13 protein-coding genes are annotated in these 17,236 nt (G+C 62.1%); 3 read left to right on the forward strand and 10 right to left on the reverse strand.

The window, feature by feature from the left end:
- The first annotated feature begins 125 nt into the window (after positions 1-125).
- From CNQ84_RS10150 to CNQ84_RS10160, 3 genes are all read left to right on the forward strand, one after another.
- Positions 126-971 carry an AAA family ATPase gene (locus tag CNQ84_RS10150; protein ID WP_096004752.1) on the forward strand — a complete coding sequence of 282 codons (846 nt, stop codon included), beginning with the start codon at positions 126-128 and terminating at the stop codon, positions 969-971.
- A 118-nt stretch (positions 972-1,089) separates the two neighbouring features.
- Positions 1,090-2,268 carry a vWA domain-containing protein gene (locus tag CNQ84_RS10155; RefSeq protein ID WP_096004753.1) on the forward strand — a complete coding sequence of 393 codons (1,179 nt, stop codon included), beginning with the start codon at positions 1,090-1,092 and terminating at the stop codon, positions 2,266-2,268.
- A 228-nt stretch (positions 2,269-2,496) separates the two neighbouring features.
- Positions 2,497-3,498, forward strand: coding sequence for a hypothetical protein (locus tag CNQ84_RS10160; RefSeq protein WP_096004754.1), 1,002 nt, complete (start codon positions 2,497-2,499; stop codon positions 3,496-3,498).
- Between the two features lie 15 nt (positions 3,499-3,513).
- On the opposite strand, the gene CNQ84_RS10165 is transcribed toward CNQ84_RS10160, so the two are convergent.
- The 10 genes from CNQ84_RS10165 to tssC form a co-directional block, all read right to left on the reverse strand.
- A complete protein-coding gene (locus CNQ84_RS10165) occupies positions 3,514-3,846 on the reverse strand; it encodes a zinc ribbon domain-containing protein YjdM (RefSeq protein ID WP_096004755.1) in 333 nt (110 codons plus the stop codon).
- 108 nt (positions 3,847-3,954) lie between these two features.
- Entirely contained in the window at positions 3,955-5,091 is a 1,137-nt protein-coding gene (locus CNQ84_RS10170) for a YbaY family lipoprotein (RefSeq protein WP_096004756.1), read from the reverse strand.
- A 102-nt stretch (positions 5,092-5,193) separates the two neighbouring features.
- Positions 5,194-7,584 (reverse strand): fatty acid cis/trans isomerase, encoded by a 2,391-nt coding sequence (locus CNQ84_RS10175; protein WP_096004757.1) that lies wholly within the window; start codon positions 7,582-7,584, stop codon positions 5,194-5,196.
- A 78-nt stretch (positions 7,585-7,662) separates the two neighbouring features.
- The gene (locus CNQ84_RS10180) at positions 7,663-8,511 is read right to left on the reverse strand and encodes a DMT family transporter (protein WP_096004758.1); all 849 of its coding nucleotides are present in this window, start codon (positions 8,509-8,511) and stop codon (positions 7,663-7,665) included.
- 57 nt (positions 8,512-8,568) lie between these two features.
- Positions 8,569-10,104 carry a sigma-54 interaction domain-containing protein gene (locus CNQ84_RS10185; RefSeq protein WP_425439959.1) on the reverse strand — a complete coding sequence of 512 codons (1,536 nt, stop codon included), beginning with the start codon at positions 10,102-10,104 and terminating at the stop codon, positions 8,569-8,571.
- A complete protein-coding gene (gene tssH / locus CNQ84_RS10190) occupies positions 10,091-12,571 on the reverse strand; it encodes a type VI secretion system ATPase TssH (protein WP_096004759.1) in 2,481 nt (826 codons plus the stop codon). The genes CNQ84_RS10185 and tssH overlap by 14 nt, the downstream gene beginning before the upstream one ends.
- Positions 12,565-13,581: a type VI secretion system baseplate subunit TssG gene (tssG, locus tag CNQ84_RS10195; protein WP_096004760.1), complete on the reverse strand. Its 1,017-nt coding sequence runs from the start codon at positions 13,579-13,581 to the stop codon at positions 12,565-12,567. Before tssG ends, tssH begins: the two co-directional genes overlap by 7 nt.
- Positions 13,545-15,323 carry a type VI secretion system baseplate subunit TssF gene (gene tssF / locus CNQ84_RS10200; protein WP_096004761.1) on the reverse strand — a complete coding sequence of 593 codons (1,779 nt, stop codon included), beginning with the start codon at positions 15,321-15,323 and terminating at the stop codon, positions 13,545-13,547. Before tssF ends, tssG begins: the two co-directional genes overlap by 37 nt.
- A 2-nt stretch (positions 15,324-15,325) precedes the next feature.
- Positions 15,326-15,754: a type VI secretion system baseplate subunit TssE gene (tssE, locus tag CNQ84_RS10205; protein ID WP_096004762.1), complete on the reverse strand. Its 429-nt coding sequence runs from the start codon at positions 15,752-15,754 to the stop codon at positions 15,326-15,328.
- The gene (tssC, locus tag CNQ84_RS10210) at positions 15,754-17,229 is read right to left on the reverse strand and encodes a type VI secretion system contractile sheath large subunit (RefSeq protein ID WP_096004763.1); all 1,476 of its coding nucleotides are present in this window, start codon (positions 17,227-17,229) and stop codon (positions 15,754-15,756) included. Before tssC ends, tssE begins: the two co-directional genes overlap by 1 nt.
- Positions 17,230-17,236: the final 7 nt, after the last annotated feature.

Here is a 17,236-nt window from a genome sequence, read left to right on the forward strand (position 1 = left end):
GACTGATAACCCGGCATCAGCCGGGCTTTGGTTCCCGTAGCCCGCGTTTACAGTGCAAACAGGCACAGGCTATAGTTTTCGATCTTTTTTCTGGTTTAACACGGCTCCGGCCCAAGGAATATCCGATGAAGTTCGAAGGTACTCAGTCCTACGTCGCTACCGACGACCTGAAACTGGCGGTTAACGCCGCTATCACACTGGAACGCCCGCTGCTGATCAAGGGTGAGCCGGGCACCGGTAAAACCATGCTGGCTGAACAACTGGCCGAGTCCATGGGCGCCAAACTGATTACCTGGCACATCAAGTCCACCACCAAGGCGCACCAGGGCCTGTACGAGTACGACGCCGTCAGCCGCCTGCGTGACTCGCAGCTCGGTGTCGACAAGGTTCACGACGTCGCCAACTACATCAAGAAAGGCAAGCTGTGGGAGGCTTTCGAGTCGGAAGAACGCGCCATTCTGCTGATTGACGAGATCGACAAGGCCGACATCGAGTTTCCGAACGACCTGCTGCAAGAGCTCGACAAGATGGAGTTCTATGTCTACGAGACCAATCAGACCATCAAGGCCAAGCAGCGTCCGATCATCATCATTACCTCCAACAACGAGAAAGAGCTGCCAGACGCCTTCCTGCGCCGCTGCTTCTTCCACTACATCGCTTTCCCCGATCGCGACACCATGAAGAAGATTGTGGAAGTGCACTTCCCTAAGATCGAGAGTGCGCTGCTGTCCGAAGCCATGGATATCTTTTTCGATGTACGCAAGGTGCCGGGTATCAAGAAGAAGCCGTCTACCTCCGAGCTGGTTGACTGGCTGAAGCTGCTGATGGCTGACCAGATTCCCGAAGCGGTGCTGCGTGATCGCGACCCGACCAAGGCGATTCCGCCACTCTACGGCGCGCTGGTCAAGAATGAGCAGGATGTCCAGCTGCTGGAACGTCTGGCCTTCATGACCCGTCGCCAGAACCGCTAGCAGGCGGTTGAAAATCGACCTGCGGAGCGAGCGCGACCATCCAATAGCAGCCTGGTAACTGAACCCGGCGCTGGCCGCATCGCCCGCGTTTTTCAACAACCTGCCAAGGGGGTGCCCGATGTTACTGGGCCTGTTCAATGAAATGCGTGCAGCCAAGGTACCGGTGTCGGTTCGCGAGCTGCTCGATCTGATCAATGCGCTGAAGCACCATGTGGTGTTCGCCGATATGAACGAGTTTTACTATCTGGCGCGCACGGTCATGGTCAAGGATGAACGCCATTTCGACAAGTTCGACCGTGCCTTTGGTGCCTATTTCAAGGGGCTGGAAAACCTCGATCAGCTGATTGAGGCGATGATTCCCGATGATTGGCTGCGCAAGGAGTTCGAGCGCATGCTGACTGAGGAAGAGAAGGCCAAGATCCAGACCCTTGGTGGTCTGGACAAGCTGATCGAAGAATTTAAGAAACGCCTCGAAGAGCAGAAAGAGCGCCACGAAGGCGGCAACAAATGGGTCGGCACCGGTGGTACCAGCCCGTTTGGTTCCGGTGGTTTCAACCCTGAGGGTATTCGAGTCGGAGACGCCGGCAAACGCCAGGGCAAGGCAGTCAAGGTCTGGGATCAGCGCGAATACAAGAACCTGGATGATCAGGTGGAGCTGGGTACGCGCAACATTAAGGTGGCGCTGCGGCGTCTGCGCAAATTCGCCCGTCAGGGCGCTGCAGACGAGCTGGATATCGATGGCACCATTGACCACACCGCCAAGGATGCGGGCCTGCTGAATATCCAGATGCGGCCGGAGCGGCGCAACGCGGTCAAGCTGCTGCTGCTATTTGATATCGGCGGGTCAATGGATGCACACATCAAGGTGTGCGAAGAACTGTTTTCCGCCTGCCGTACCGAGTTCAAGCATCTGGAGTACTACTACTTCCACAACTGCATTTACGAGTCAGTCTGGAAGAACAACATGCGCCGTACCAGCGAGCGTACCTCGACGCTGGACCTGCTGCACAAGTACGGGCCGGACTACAAGGTGGTGTTTGTCGGTGACGCGGCCATGGCGCCTTACGAGATTACCCAGCCGGGTGGCAGCGTGGAGCATTGGAACGAGGAGGCGGGCTACGTCTGGATTCAGCGCTTCATGGAAAAATACAAGAAGCTCATCTGGATCAATCCGTATCCCAAGGATGCCTGGGAGTACACCTCGTCGACCAAGCTGATTCGCGAGTTGATTGAAGACAAGATGTACCCGTTGACCTTGCAGGGTCTGGAAGACGGCATGAAGCACCTCAGCAAGTAGTTTGCCTGTGCTCTCGACCTCAGGCTTGCCTGAGGTCGAAGGCTACCGGCGCCCACGCTTTGCACAGCAGGCCCCACCTGCTGGACTGGCGCGCTGCCTTCTGGGCGCTGGTCTCTTCACGTGATGTTTCTACCTAATCGGTGTTGCCCGGTTGCTAACCACTACGGGTGATGGGCGCAGGCGTCAGCCTGTGGTCAAGTGGCGAGAAACAACCAAGGCAGGTTTCTTGTGCACCCCCACACCATTCCCCATAGCGTTGACGGTCGCTGGCTGCTGGCGCTGTATCTGATCATTCCTCTGTCACTGCTTGTGGTGCTGGCCGACCTGCTGCTTTTGGGTCGTCACTGGCAGCAGCAATGGCTTCCGGATGACCCCAACGATTGGGCTGTGTGGGCGCTACTGTTCGGGCTGCCGCACATTGTGGCCAGCGCGCTAACTGTTGCTAAACCGGCCTACATCGGCCACTTCTGGCGGCGCCTGTTACCTGCATTGCTGGTGTTCTGCGCTATCAGCCTGCTGGGGCTACTGGGGCCGCAGCCGCTGAGTTATCAGGTGCTTTTCGTCTTCTTCGCTGCTTTCACGGTGTATCACGTGCTGTCGCAGCAGTTAGGGATCGGGCTGGTACTGGCCGGGCTACGCCCGGATGCGCTGTTTTTGCGCTGGAAGTGGACGGCCATCGTCAGCGGTTTGGCCATTTACCTCAACGTGTACGGCCAGCAATTTCTTGGGCGGGTGCAGATTGCAGGGGTAGACCTCTACCAGCTGCTGGGTGTGGCTGGCGCTCTGCTATGCGCGGCGCTGATGTTGCTGACCTGGCAATTGGCGCGGCTGACTGAGGGGCGACTGGGGCGCGCCTACCTGTGGGCCAACGCGCTGCTGTTGCTCTCGGCACTGTTGATCGATCGGCTCGGCTACACGCTGTTCGTGATTTTGATGCCGCGCCTGATCCATGACCTGACCGCGTACAGCGTGTACATCACCCATGATCGCAACCGCAACCAGGGGGGTGAGCCTGGCTGGTTATACCGTTGGTTGCCGCGCGGGCGCTGGGTGCCGCTGCTCTGGTTGCCGTTGTGTTCGGTTGCCATCGCCTGGCCGCTGAACAATCTGCAGCACTACTGGCCGGTGGCGGCGGTCGTGCTTGTGGTGTCGTTCATGCATTACTACTACGAGGGCTTTGTCTGGCGCGGGGACAGTCCGCTGCGCAGACATGTGCGATTCAGTCGCTAGTGCTGTGCCGCGGCCTCAGGCCTTTTTGACAAACTCGGACTTGAGCTTCATCGGGCCGATGCCGTCGATGCGGCAGTCGATGTCGTGATCGCCGTCTACCAGGCGAATGTTCTTCACTTTGGTGCCCACCTTGACGACCAGAGAAGAACCTTTGACTTTCAGGTCCTTGATCACGGTGACGCTGTCCCCGTCGCTCAGCGGGTTGCCGTTGGCATCAGTGATGGTTTTGCTGTCATTGCTTTGCTCATCTTCCGACCACTCGTGCGCGCATTCCGGGCAGACATACAGCAGGCCATCCTGGTAGGTATAGGTTGATTGGCAGGCAGGGCAGTGGGGCAGATCGCTCATCATGAACACCTTTTACTGGCGATGACCCTGCGTGGTGCAGGGTCTTTGGCGCGGCATGATGCACCAAGCGTGCGGCGCTGTCCAATTGGCCAGGTCGCACGCCCGGACTTATTCCTGCGGTTTGGCGACGATACGCCGGTCATCGCTGCTGATCAGCAGCAGATTGCCTTGTTCGTCCAGATCAAAGCGGTGCAGGTGTTGCAGCAGGTCAAACATCTGCTGGTCCTGTTGCATCAGCGGGTCCATACAGGCCCGCAGGGTGGCCGCGACCGCTTTGGTACTGAGGCTTTCGCCATCAAGCTGATAGCTGCTGGTGAACTGGTTGCAGGCGCCCTGGCCACCAAACAGGCCGTCGGCGTTGAATTGCAGGGTAGCCGGATGTTCCGGATCAACCGCAGCGCCGTTGATGCTGACGACTTGCCAGGGTTGGGCCGTGAGCAGGCTCTGTGGTGAACCTCCGCAGCCTGTCAGCGGAGTCTCGCCGCTGTGCACCGTTACCTGATAGGGGTGTGGCATGCCGGTCATGCTGTCACGGCATAGCTGCGGGGTCACGTCGACTCGCAGCTGGTTGTTTTGATTGCTGGCATCAAACTGGTAGCTCTCACCGGCCATGGTGGCGGTAGGGGTGGGCGTCAGCTGTGTCGCAGTCTGTCCCTGGCGGTTGAGGGCGATGCGCTGGGCGTCCATCTCCAGCGTCCAGCCGGGCTCGTTGCCTCCGGCCCGCAGCGGCAGCAGTGCGCTGACGTCTACAATCTGCGCGTCGTCCGCAACGCGCCCATTCACCTGGATCATGGTCAGCAGCCCCATATTGTTGACCTGCTGAGTGACGTCAATAGGGTTGCTGGTATCGGTGGTCCACAGCAGTTGTCCTGCAGCATCGCGGATCTGCGCCGAGACGCTGTAGCGCAGGCGAGCATCGAACATTCGGGGCTCAACGTCCAGTTCGAAGGGCACTGGTACCTGCGTGCCGATCAGGGTGATGGTCTGCTCGGCCAGCACTGCGGCGGGCGCATCTGCGCGTGAAACATCAGACAGTTTTACCTGAGCGACGCTGCCCGGAGGCAGGGCGATGCGTTCACGGTAGCCGATTGAGCCGGTGACCAGGCTGGTACGAGGTGTCACCTGTTCTTCGAGGGTGTCGGGCTGTTCACCGGCGCCGTCTGCCTGGTTGCTGTTGTTGGCGCAGGCGCCGAGCGCTGCGCCAAGGGCAATCGGCAGCAGGTAGCGGATTGAGGGGTTGGGCATGGGATTCCCTCCAGCAGGGTCGCCGAGGCGACAAGGTCCATAGGTCAGCTTTGAGTGTAAACCAATTCGCCCGGCGTGCCGGGCGCTTTGGTTTTGCCGTGATTACAGGTTTTGGTAACGGTTGATATCGAATAGACCCGCTTGGGTCGGATCAGTTTCTTCTACGTACTGACGGAAGTCAGACAAGATCTCCCAAAACTGCGGGTGTGTGCGGCGCACGCCCCAGCGGTCAGCGATGCTGTGCAGTTGCTCAGCAGTCCGGGCTGCTTGCAGAGCAGCGACAAAGTCCGGTAGTGCTTCCAGCTCCACGTCAAAACTGAAGTTGGGGTAGCTGCCGAGGGTGCCCTCCATGATGGTCAGATCATCGCGCTCGGGTTGCAGGCGATCCTTCTCGCCGAACATGAACGCGACGTTGGTGTGCGCGCGGTTGTGCACCAGGCTGTACACCCAGCGTTGCTCTGCGCTGGTGATGCGCAGAAAGCTGACTTCCGGCAGCTGTTGGATCACCGGCAGGGTGGCACCGGTGCCTTGAGCCAGTGGCTGCAGCAAGCGCTGGATTTTCTGCTGCTCGGGCCCGAGGTCGGGGCGTTGGCAGTTATTCTGCGGGCAGCGGTTCAGGGTGTCCGGTGTGCCGGAAACGGCTCCGGCACGCTCGGCCAGCAGCACAGCAAAGCGCCGCATCACGGCTGCGTTGTTGCCCTGGGTGTCGCCGTAGTCCAGGGCGGTGGGTGTATTGCGATCCAGGTCGGTGTAGGCAATCGCGTCCTTGAGCTGCGCATGCCCCTGATACCACTGGTCATACAGAGCCCGACGTTGTGCGGCAGGGACGAAGCGTAGGAAATTCTGCTCCGAACCGTTGCGGATCAGGTCAAAGTAGAGGCGGGTCTGGGCCTGATGCGAGAGGCTGCCGAATACGTTGAAGTTGACCACCAGCTCGTAATAGGTGCGCTCGAGCAGCGGGTAATCCATGACCCAGATCGTATCGGGCACCTTGCCCCACAGCCCCTTGCGTACCGAGGCACTGTCGTGATGGCGGAAAATGGTTAGCAACGCGTCCTGGTTGTAGCCGTCACCATCCCACAGCTCATCCAGGGTCGCACCGCCGGTTTTGCGCTGTCCGTAGTGCTGGTGACGCAGTTGCAGATACTGGTTGCGCTTGCTGCTGTACTTCAGCCAGGCGCTGCCCAGGTCCAACAGGTCGCTGTCCTGGCCCGGCAGGCCCAGTAGCGGTGTGGTCTGACTGCGATACAGCGGATTGTTGACGTAGGCTTCCTGAGCCGGGTCCTCGAAAATGGCCCAGAAGTGATCACGAATCACGTCAGTCGCCACTTGTCCGCGGCACACCGGGCCGCGAATGAAGGTGCGAACAAAGTACTCTGCGGTATCCAGCATGAACTCGTAACGTGCCTTGGCCGGAATGGAGATGAAGGTAGCGAAGGGATTGGCGCGTTCGCTGTAACCGTAGCCGGGCAGCACCGCCAGGTCCCAGTCGTCGCCCAGAAATAGCTGTTGCCAGCGCTGCATGCGCTGATCGTCCAGGCCGTAGGTGATGTGGGTTTTCTCTACCAGAGTTTCGCGCAGGGGCCGTAGCCGATAGTAAAAAGCCTGCTCCGGAGCGTCATTGGGCCGCACAGTGCGCAGCGGCACCACCGGCTCGCCCGGCGGCGTGCTGGAGCGCACCAGCTCGTAGAAGCTGCTGCCATTGATGGTCGGGAAGTGGATGTGTGCCACAAACAGGTGCTCGAACAGATAGCGGGCGACCAGGTGCTCGCGTCGGCCTGTCTGGTTGAAGAAGTTTTCCCAGCGCTCAATGCTGGCGGTCTCGGCGGCTGAGGGCTGCCAGGGCATGGGTTCGGTGACGGCGCCTTCGGCAATCCACTGGCTCAGGCGGGCAAACTCGTCGGCGCTCAAACCGGTGGTGGCGTACGGCATCCCGCCGTGCGGGTTGGCTTGGGCGTAGTCAGCAAAGGTATCCAGGGTGGGGCAGCTGAAGCTATGGGCAGTGCCGATCTTGATCTCGTCCGGCAGGCGGCTGTTGGCGGGCAGCGGGTTACGTTGGCCGAGCTCAAGCATGCGGAACAGTAAAGAGCCGTTGAGCCCCGCGGCGGCCCCCTGATCGGCATCGTGCAGTACCGAGAAGAAACCCTGCTCACGCCACTGGGCCTCGCTTTGTGCGTCGGTACCCAGGCGGGTTGGCGGCATGTCCTCCAGGCGCATGGCATTGTAGACCTGCTGCTGTGAGGCGCCCCGCTTGACGCCGTCGGCGCTGGTCAGCTTGAGCTGACAGGGTGCGTCGTAGCAGCCGTGGCAAGCCATGCAGCGATTTTCCAGAAGGGGTTTGATGTCGCGCTGATAGGCAAAGCTCTGTTGCGGCGATACCGCAGGCTCGCTGTGGGGGTATTGGGGTATCTCGCTGCAGGCGATGATCAAGGCGGTGAGCGTTAACAAACCCAAGCCGATCAACCCGCGAAACGGGCGTGAGGATAACTTCATGGCGGTAATCCTTTGGGCGTAATCAGCGGTCCGGGTATGGTGCATGAAGCAGGCCCGCCAACGCCAGTGCCAACGGAGTTAGCGGCTGGCTGGTTTGGGACCCGCGATCACCAGTGCGATACCGCCCAGAATTGCTAGCGACGCCAGTGCCAGCGTCACGCTTGGTGTTTCACCAAGCAGCAGCAGGCCGCCAACGGCGGTGATCACCGGCACGCTGAGCTGGACGCTGGCTGCGGCACTGGCGCGCAAACCGGGGAGCGCGGCGTACCAGATGGCGTAGCCCAGCCCGGAGGTAAAGGCGCCTGATGCCAGCGCGAGGAGCACTCCGTTGGTGTCGAGCGTCAGCCTTGGCAGCGTGAGCAGCGTCAGCAGCAGAGTCACCGGGACCGCGCGGGCAAAGTTGCCGGCCGTGGCCGCCAGCGGGTCGGTGGCACCGCGTCCACGCAGTGAATACAGCCCCCAAGCGACACCCGCGCTCAGCATGCTCAACGCGGGCATTGCCGGCGGCGCGCTGGCGCCGGGCAGCAGCAGGACAGCCAAGCCAGCCAGCGCCAGCAAGAAACCGCCGGTCTGCAGTACACCGAGCCGTTCGCCGCGCAGTAGGCCAATGCCGAGCATGCTCACCTGTACCGCAGCAAACAGCAGCAAGGCGCCGCTGGCGGCATCGAGCTGGATGTAGGCCCAGGAAAAGGCGGCGGCGTAGACGAACAGTGCGATGGCCGAACCCCAGTTGCCGCTAGCCACCACGGGTTGACTGCGGCAGCGCAATAGCAGCCAGAGTACGGCTGCGCCGGAGACTAGACGCAGGCTGGTGAAGCTCGCCGGGTCGATCGCGGTATCGCGCAATGCCATGCGACAGAGTACCGAGTTGCCGGCAAACGCCAACATCGCGAGGGTTGTCAGTAGAGACAGGCGGGCAAGTGACATGGTGCGCTCCAACGAGACCAGCCCCCATCTGGCCTGTTTTGCCCGTGCATAGCAATGCTACTTTGGGGTGGCGGCGGTCACGCCCAGGCGCTGCATGCGATACAGCAGGGTGCGGCGCGGCAGACCCAAGGCCTGGGCGGTCAGGGTCTGGTTGCCGCCATACAGTTGCAACCCTTCGATCAGCAGGTTGCGCTCCACCACGTCAAGCTGCTCGCGCAGTCCAAGACGGTGCGCGTGCTGCGGGGTACCCGGCAGCTGCAGATGCTCAGGCAGCAGCAGATTGCCGTCGCACAGCAATAGCGCGCGGGCGATCAGCCCCTTGAGTTCGCGCACGTTGCCGGGGAAGCGGTGGCTGGCCAGGTAGGCGAGTGCACTGTCACTCCAGTGGCAGGGGCTGCGTTGCAGGAAGGTGCAGGTGTCTGCAGCAAAGTGCAGGGCCAGCTGACGGATATCGGCGCCGCGCTCGCGCAGCGGCGGCAGCTCGATCGGGAAGTGGCCCAGCCGGTAGTACAGGTCTTCGCGAAACAGGCCTCGTTGCACCTGCTCGTGCAGGCGCTGATGGGTGGCAGCGATGATGCGTACGTCCACCCGGTGGCTGCGGGTGCTTCCCAGTGGGCGGATCTCGCCTTCCTGCAGCACGCGCAGCAACTTCGCTTGCAGTGCCAGCGGCATGTCGCCTATTTCATCGAGAAACAGGGTGCCGCCGTCGGCGGCATCGAACAGGCCGGCGCGATCCTGCATTGCACCGGTGAAGGCGCCCTTGCGGTAGCCGAACAACTCGCTTTCAAGCAACTGCTCGGGTAGGGCGCTGCAGTTCTGGGCAATAAACGCCTGACTACGGCGAAAGCCGTAGTCGTGAATCGCCCGGGCAACGAGTTCCTTGCCGGTGCCGGTTTCGCCGCCGATCAATACTGTCACCGGGTTGTGCAGTACCTTGCTGATCAGGCGGTACACCTGCTGCATCGCCGGGCTTTGGCCAATCAGCCCGAAGCTACCGTGCGCTGGCTGGGTGCTGGGCAGAGCGGGGGAGTCGTCGCGAGCGTGCTGCAGGTCCCGTTGCTGCTGCAGCAGCCGCAGCCGACCCAACCCGATACTGCCCAGATGGCTCAGCGGCTCGCTCAGTGCGTCGGCGATGTCGCCCTGGTGCCGCGCCAGCACCAGTAAACCGGCCAGTTGCTGGTTGGCGTCATGCAGAGGCAGGCATAGCAGGCTACGCCAGGGTTGCACGGTTTCAGGCAGGAAGGGCGTTGCGTACAGGCTGCGGTCGAGCGCGCGCAGGTTCAGGCTGCGGTTCTGGGACAGGCAGTATTGCAGCAGTTGCTGATCAAACCAGTTGACTGGGTCTTCCTCCGGTTCGATCTGCAACGGCGCACCATCGAGCCACTGGCTGTTCAGGTGCAGCCCGGTGTGGGTCTTGTCCAGCAGGTAGAGTTGCGCCAGTGCGCACTGGCTGAAATTGCTGGCGCAGGCCAGCAATTGATGCTGCAGCTGTCGCGGGTCGCTGGCGAGCTCGGCCAGGCAGGCCAGTACAGGTGCGGCGCAGGTCAATGGGTGCAGGGTCTCCGGTAGCCCAAGTGATTCAAGCGAAGTCACAGCAAATGCCTCCCTGTTCGGCAACAGACAAGTGGAGGGTTCGGGGGCTGGGGGCGTCGGCCAGCAGCTGATTGGCAATGGGTGTCTGGATATGACGCTCTATCCAACGCTCGATCAGACGCGCGCCGCCTTCGGTATGGCATTGCTTGGCGATATGAGCCGCTAGCGGGGCCTCGTAGGTCACGCTCAGTTGGCGGGCGCTGAGGCGGTCAGCAAGTCGCTGCAGGCGTTGTCTTGCCACCGCCGCCAGCGCATCGGTACCCATGGGGTAGTAGGGCAGTACGCGCATGCGTGCCAGCAGCGCTGGTTTGAAGTGCGCACGCAGGCTGGGCTCAATGTGTTTCAGCAGGCTGGCAACTTGTGGTCGCTGGGCTTGGCAAAGGTGGTTGATCTGTTCGCTGGCCAAGTTAGAGGTGAGCAGGATCAGGGTATTGCGAAAGTCGATCTCGCGACCCTCGCCGTCGTTGGCAGTGCCCTTGTCGAAGACCTGGTAGAACAGATTCAGTAGTTGGGGGTGTGCCTTTTCGACTTCGTCCAGCAGTACCACCGAGTAGGGGCGCCGCCGCACTGCTTCGGTCAACTGGCCACCTTCGCCGTAGCCCACATATCCGGGAGGGGCGCCAATGAGTCGGGCCAGACTGTGTGGCTCCTGATACTCGCCCATGTTGACGATGGTGAGAAAGTCGGGCCCGCCGTACAGCAACTCGGCAATGGCCTCTGCCGTCGCGGTCTTGCCGACGCCACTGGGGCCGACCAGTAAAAACACACCGCTGGGGCGATCCGGACGGCTCAGGCCCAGAGCGGCGGCGCGCAAGCCCTGATCCAGCTCGACGATAGCCTCCTGCTGGCCATACAGTCGTTGGGCCAGCTGGTCGGCAAAGCGAGCAATCTGCTCACTGCGGCTACCCTGCAGGCGCGTCAGCGGAATGCCGGTCCAGCCGCTGACGACCTCGGCGACGGCGCGGCGGTCTACTTCAGCGCTGACCAGCGGCAGGTCTTGCTGCAGGGCGACCAGGTCGGCGCGCACGCTGCCCTGCTGCTGATCGTCCTGATGCAGTTGCTCAGCCAGGGCGCGTTGCCTGGCCCAATGCTCGTGCAATGCCTGAGCTTGTTCCAACGCGGCGGGCTGGGCGCTCTGCAGGTGGTCCAGCTCGGCGAGGTCAACGGTTAGGCCGCGTCGGTGATCGTGCTCCAAGGCGGCGCCATGCTGCTGCAGCTGTTGTGCCTGCGCCTGCAGGTGTTCCACCTCCAGCGGAGCGCAGGCCAGGTTGACGCGTGTCCGGGCGCAGGCGGTATCCAGCAGGTCTATGGCCTTGTCTGGCAGTTGCCGATCAGGCAGGTAGCGCGCAGCCAGCTCGACAGCGGCGACGATCGCTTCGTCTGTGATGTGCAAGCCGTGGTCTGCCGCGTAGCGGGGGGCCAGGCCACGCAGAACAGCTGTTGCCTGAGCTACATCGGGCGCATGCAGTATGACTGGCTGAAAGCGCCGGGCCAGCGCTGGGTCCTTGTCGATGTGCCTGCGGTACTCGCTCCAGGTGGTGGCTGCAATGGCCTTGAGGTTGCCTCTGGCCAGCGCTGGCTTGAGCAGGTTGGCTGTATCGGCAGTACCGGCGTCACCGCCATGGCCGATCAGGGTGTGCGCCTCATCAATGAACAGAATGATGCGTGCACCAGGCTGGCTTGCCGCGCGAAGGACGCCCTGCAGGCGGCGCTCCAGCTCGCCGCGCATGCCCGCGCCGGCCTGCAGCAGGCCTAGATCCAGTGCCAGCACCCGGTAGTCGCGCAGTACGCCCGGCACCGTGCCGGCGATGATGCGTTGTGCCAGGCCCTCGACCAGCGCACTCTTGCCCACGCCTGCCTCGCCGAGGATCGCCGGGTTGCTTTTGCGGCGCCGGCACAGGATATCTATCAACTGTCGCAGCTCGCTTTCGCGCCCCAGGACCGGGTCCAGCTCCCCCTCTTTGGCTTGCCGGGTAAGGTCCTGGGTAAATTCCTCCAATAGCTGGTCCGGTGGCTCAGACTCGGCGCCGTGCCCCTGGTTATCCTGCTCAAGCACCTGCTCGGCGTTGAGCGTCGCCAGTAGCTCGGGGTTGGCTGGCGGGCTGCGCAGCCAGGCAAGCAATAGGGCTCGCTGGTCGATAAGGCGCTGTTGCAGCTCGGTGCTGGCGAGCAGCAGTGCCTGTTGCAGCCAGGCAATCAATGCGCTCGACAGCACCGGATTGCGCTGCGCCTCGGCGGGTGAGCCTGCTAGCTGCAGGGCAGATGCAATAACGTCGGGCTCCTGGCCGCTGGCAAGTAGCGCGCGCTTCAGCAGGCTGTCTGGTCGTTGCAGCAGGCACAGCAGCAGGTCTTCCGGTTGCACGCTGTGGCCACCACGCTGCAGGCAGTGCGCTGCGGCAGCTTCAAGGTCGCGGCGCAGGTCCTGGCTGAGCAGGCGTATGAGTTGGTGCAGGTCGATATTCAGCATGGGGCGGTGTCTCTTCGGTTGGGTGCCAGCCTGATCAGCGCATCGCTGTCAGGCTCTCCGAGCCAGCTGGTCCAACCCAGGTGACATGGGTTGCGTTGGCCGATGCGCAGTTCACGCAGTTCGTCTCGGCGCAGATGCAGCTGCAGGTCGTACTGCAGGGGAGTGCGCAGTACGAATGCGAGCAGAGCGCAGAGGGGGGCGTGGTCCTGCCCGGGGGGTAAAAAGCGGTGAAAGTCGTTCCAGTCCAGGTGACGCAGGTGAACCCGAAAGCGGCCGCTGCCATCGACAACGGCGCGACCAATGACACAGTCGCGGGACAGCGTGCTGCTGCTTTGGCCGAGCTGGCATCGCTGCTCTGGCGGGATCTCGATGTGCTGGGCCAGGCACTGCTCCAGGTCGATATGCGGGTAGCGGAAGTAGTAGCGCAACACGGCGCAGACCAGCTCGGCCGACTGGCTGCGCATGCCGATGAGCCCCAGATAGGGCAACAGTCGGCGCGGCTCCAGGCCGGCATCGGTGTTGCCGCAGTCCAGCCCGGCTGTGGCCAGCAGGCGCAGCGATAGCTGATCGCTCGCGCCACCCTGAAATCGGCTGTAGTAACGGTACTTCTGCCATATAGGCAGCAGCAGGCGTTGCAGACGGTCGTGGAACAGGTCCAGCAGGTCGCGGATGCTGCGGCTGCCAGCATCTTCACCAAGGGCCTGCTCGACGTAGCTTGCCGGCAGCGGCGAGGCGGCACCGCTGAGGGCGATCAGGTTGAGCTGCAGATGGCAGTGAAGACCGTCGGCGCGCTGTTCGAATGTCAACTTCTCGATATCGCGTGTGGCGAAGCCCAGGCTCGGGTTGGCGCTGAAGCTGATGTGGCGGTACAGCGCTTGCGGGCTCAGTGTGGGGTGTTGCAGTTGCAACTGGTCCAGCAGTCGCAGCAGGGCCTGGTAAAGACTGTAGTGCTGAATGTCCCGCTGCAGACGGGTCAGAACAGGGGCTGGTGGCCCAAGCGCGGCACCCATTGATAGGCATCCCCCTGTAGTGTGCTGACAGACAGTTCGTGGTAGGTGTTCAGGCAGGCGTGATGGGCCAGAAACTCGTTTAGCACCGAGCAGAACAGGTACAGGTCGCCTGCGCCGTTATAGTGTTCCGCGTCGAGCTGCAGTTCGGTGCGAATGCCGCGCAACGGCAGGCCCTGTTGAAGCCGGGCAACCTGCCGGTGGCTGACCCGGGTCAGGCCATCCAGGCGCTGTTGACTGACGCGCGCGGCCTGCTGGTCGTAGTGACGCGGCAGGTCGTAGGAGCCGAGCACTCGGCGTAAGGCGCCAATGTCTTCCAGGCTCTGGTAGTTCAGGGCCATGTTGCTGATCAGCCGCCATAGGCCGTCTTCATGCAGTGGTGGCGCGTAACTGGGCGTTACCCGCCCGATATTGCGAAACTGGATGAACTCGGGCGTGCCCTCGCAGGGCAGACAAATGTCACCTTGCGCGAGACGGGTGGGCAGGTGGTGATTGGTACAGGTCAGCTCGACCGAGAGGGTTTCCTGCTGGTCCTGTGTCTGCGGAGCAAAACACAGGTAGCTGTCGGGGTTGTCGCCAAGCAGCGAGGGATATTGTCGCAGACTGTAGCAAGGCACGGGCTCGCTGCTGCCCAGTTGCCGGTCATGTTCGAAGGACTCGAACGGCGCGTAGCGCCGGTAGCCCATGCCGCCCGGTTTCCAGCCTGTGACGCGGTCAACCGAGAAAATGCCGCAGTGCTCGCCCGCCAGCTCCGATGGACGCAGCAGGTACCGGTCTTGTCGGCCATCCAGTCGAATGGGGGTGGCGTCGTGGGCGAACAGGTTGACGACCGGCGCGCAGTGCAATCGCAGGTGCTCGCGGCCCGGACTGATCTGCCGACAGCCTGGATGACGTAGCTCGAACTGCAGGGTCAGGGCACGCGCGGCCTTGAGGTTGTCGCCGGCCTGATGCTGCCACTGCTCCAGACCCTTGAGTTCGACGAACAGAAATTTTTCCGCAAAGGCGAAATATTCCTGCAGGTGTCGGTAACCGCTAAAGGTGTTGTCAGGGTAGGGCAGCAATGCCTGCTCAGCCTCGAAGCCGGCGGCCTGCAGGTGTTCCGATGGCAGCGTGAGAGCGCTGTGCGCTGTGTTCAACGGCAGACCATCGGCATCCAGTGCCTGTACCTTGATGCTTTGCAGGTGCTGGGTCAGAAACAGGTAGAGATTGCGGCTGACGTGTTCGTCACCGCTGAGGTGCAGGCGCAGGCTGTCGAGTTTGACGCTGTGCAGGCTGCCTTCGCTGGTCAGTTGCAGGCGCAGGTCCAGCCGCGCGCCCAGACTATGGCTTTGGTAGTCAATGTGCTGAATGTCCAGTGGCAGCAAACGCGTTGGGCCTGCGGTGCGAAACCGGCAGCGCACGCCATCTACCGGTTGGGACTCCACCGGTGTCTCTGCCGGGATCAACAGCTCCGGCTGCGGGCGCTTGAGAGGGTCAAACTGCAGCATGGCGAACGACGGCAGGGGACGCATGCAGTTGGGCCACAACAGGTGCATCAGCGAGTGAGTCAGCTCGGGCAGTTCGTCGTCCAGCTTCTGGCGCAGTCGTCCTGTCAGAAAGGCAACCCCTTCGAGCAGGCGTTCAACATCCGGGTCGCTGCTGCTGCTCGCCAGATAGGGTGCTAGCGCTGGATTGCGGCGGGCAAACTCACGGCCCTGCTCGCGCAGTGCGCTGAGTTCGCTTTGATAATAGTGATTGAACGACATTCTCAGTGCGACCCGCTATGCATGACCCGAGTCTGACCCTGGCCGTCCAGCTCGACGCAAAAGCTGACGGGTTGTTGCAGGTCGGCAAGATTCAACTTTGCTTGGATATCGAATGTCAGGTGCAGGGGATCAGTGCCGCTGCCTTTGCTGATCACGCGCACTTGTTGCAGACGGGGTTCGTAGCTGCTGATGAAGCGCTCTATAGCCAGGCGGGCCTGTTGGCGGGTGTCGTGCAGCGACAGGCGCATGTCGTTGAGCTCTGGCAGGCCATAGTCCGGTAGCATCTGGACGCTGCCGGCCCGCGCACTGAGCATGCGCGCCAGGTGGCTGGCGATAGAGGCGCTGACACTGAGCTCACGTGGCTGTTGTCCGCGCGCCTCGGCGCTTGCGCCCAGACGCTCGAACAGGGTGCCGTAGTACGGAGCCGCCATCAGTCTCGATCCAGTTTGCCGACCAGCGACAGGGTAAAGTCAGCGCCCATGTACTTGAAATGCGGGCGCACGCTGAGGCTGACTCGGTACCAGCCCGGTTGTCCGGCCACGTCCTGCACCTGCACTTCGGCGGCGCGCAAGGGGCGGCGTCCGCGCACCTCCGCGCTGGGGTTATCCTGGTCGGCCACGTACTGGCGAATCCACTTGTTCAGCTCCAGCTCCAGATCGGTGCGCTCCTTCCATGCGCCGATCTGTTCGCGTTGCAGCACTTTCAGGTAGTGGGCCAGGCGGTTGACGATAAACAGGTAGGGCAGTTGAGTACCCAGGCGAAAATTCAGTTCGGCGTTCTTGCCTTCTTCGCTGTTGCCGAAAAAACGAGCCTTCTGAGTGGAGTTGGCGGAGAAGAACGCCGCGTTGTCGCTGCCCTTGCGCATGGTCAGGGCGATAAATCCGGCGTCTGCCAGTTCGTATTCGCGCCGATCGGATACCAGCACCTCGGTGGGGATCTTGGTTTCGATTTCGCCCATGCTGGCAAAGTGGTGCAGCGGCAGGTCGTCGACTGCGCCGCCACTCTGCGGGCCGATGATATTGGGGCACCAGCGGTAGCGCGCAAAGCTGTCGGTCAGGCGGGTAGCGAAGGTAAAGGCGGTGTTGCCCCAGAGGTAGTGCTCATGGCTGTCGCTGACCGACTCGCGGTAGGCGAAACTGCGGACTGGGTTGTCTTCGGGGTCGTAGGGCGTGCGCAGTAGAAAGCGCGGCAGGGTCAGGCCGACATAGCGTGCATCCTCACTGTCGCGAAAGCCCTGCCACTTTGCGAATTGCGGACCGTCGAAGTGATCCTTGAGGTCCTTCAGGTCGGGCAGGCCGGTGTAGCTGTCCAGCCCAAAAAAGCTGGCGCCAGCGGCAGCGATAAAGGGAGCGTGGGCCATGCTGGCTACCCCGGCCACTTGCTGCAGCAGGCGGATGTCCTGGGTACCGGGGCCGAACTCGTAATTGGCGATCATGGCACCCACCGGCTGCCCGCCAAACTGGCCGTACTCGGCGGTATACACATGTTTGTACAGGCCGGATTGAACCAGCTCCGGGCTGTCTTCAAAGTCATCTAGCAGGTCTTGCTTGGAGGCGTTGATCAGCTCCAGGCGAATGTTCTCGCGGAAATCGGTGCGTTCGACCAGCAATTTCAGGCCCCGCCAGGCGGACTCCAGCTGCTGAAAATCGGGATGGTGCAGAATGCTGTCCATCTGCCGGCTGAGTTTGCTGTCGATTTCGGCGATCATGCGATCTGCCAGCGCTTTTTTTACCGGCTCGCGTTGGTTGTGAGGTTTCAGCAGCTCGCTGATGAAGGCCGAGACGCCCCGTCGAGCGATGGCATAGGACTCGTCCTCGGGGTGCAGGTGGGTTTCGGCGATGACGCGATCCAGCAGGCTGTCGCTGGTGTGGCTGGCGCTGCGTTGTGCGGCGGCGTGTGTACTCATGGCGGTC

Origin of the sequence: Pseudomonas abyssi (genome assembly GCF_002307495.1) — a bacterium.
In the GTDB taxonomy this organism is placed as follows: Bacteria; Pseudomonadota; Gammaproteobacteria; order Pseudomonadales; family Pseudomonadaceae; genus Halopseudomonas; species Halopseudomonas abyssi.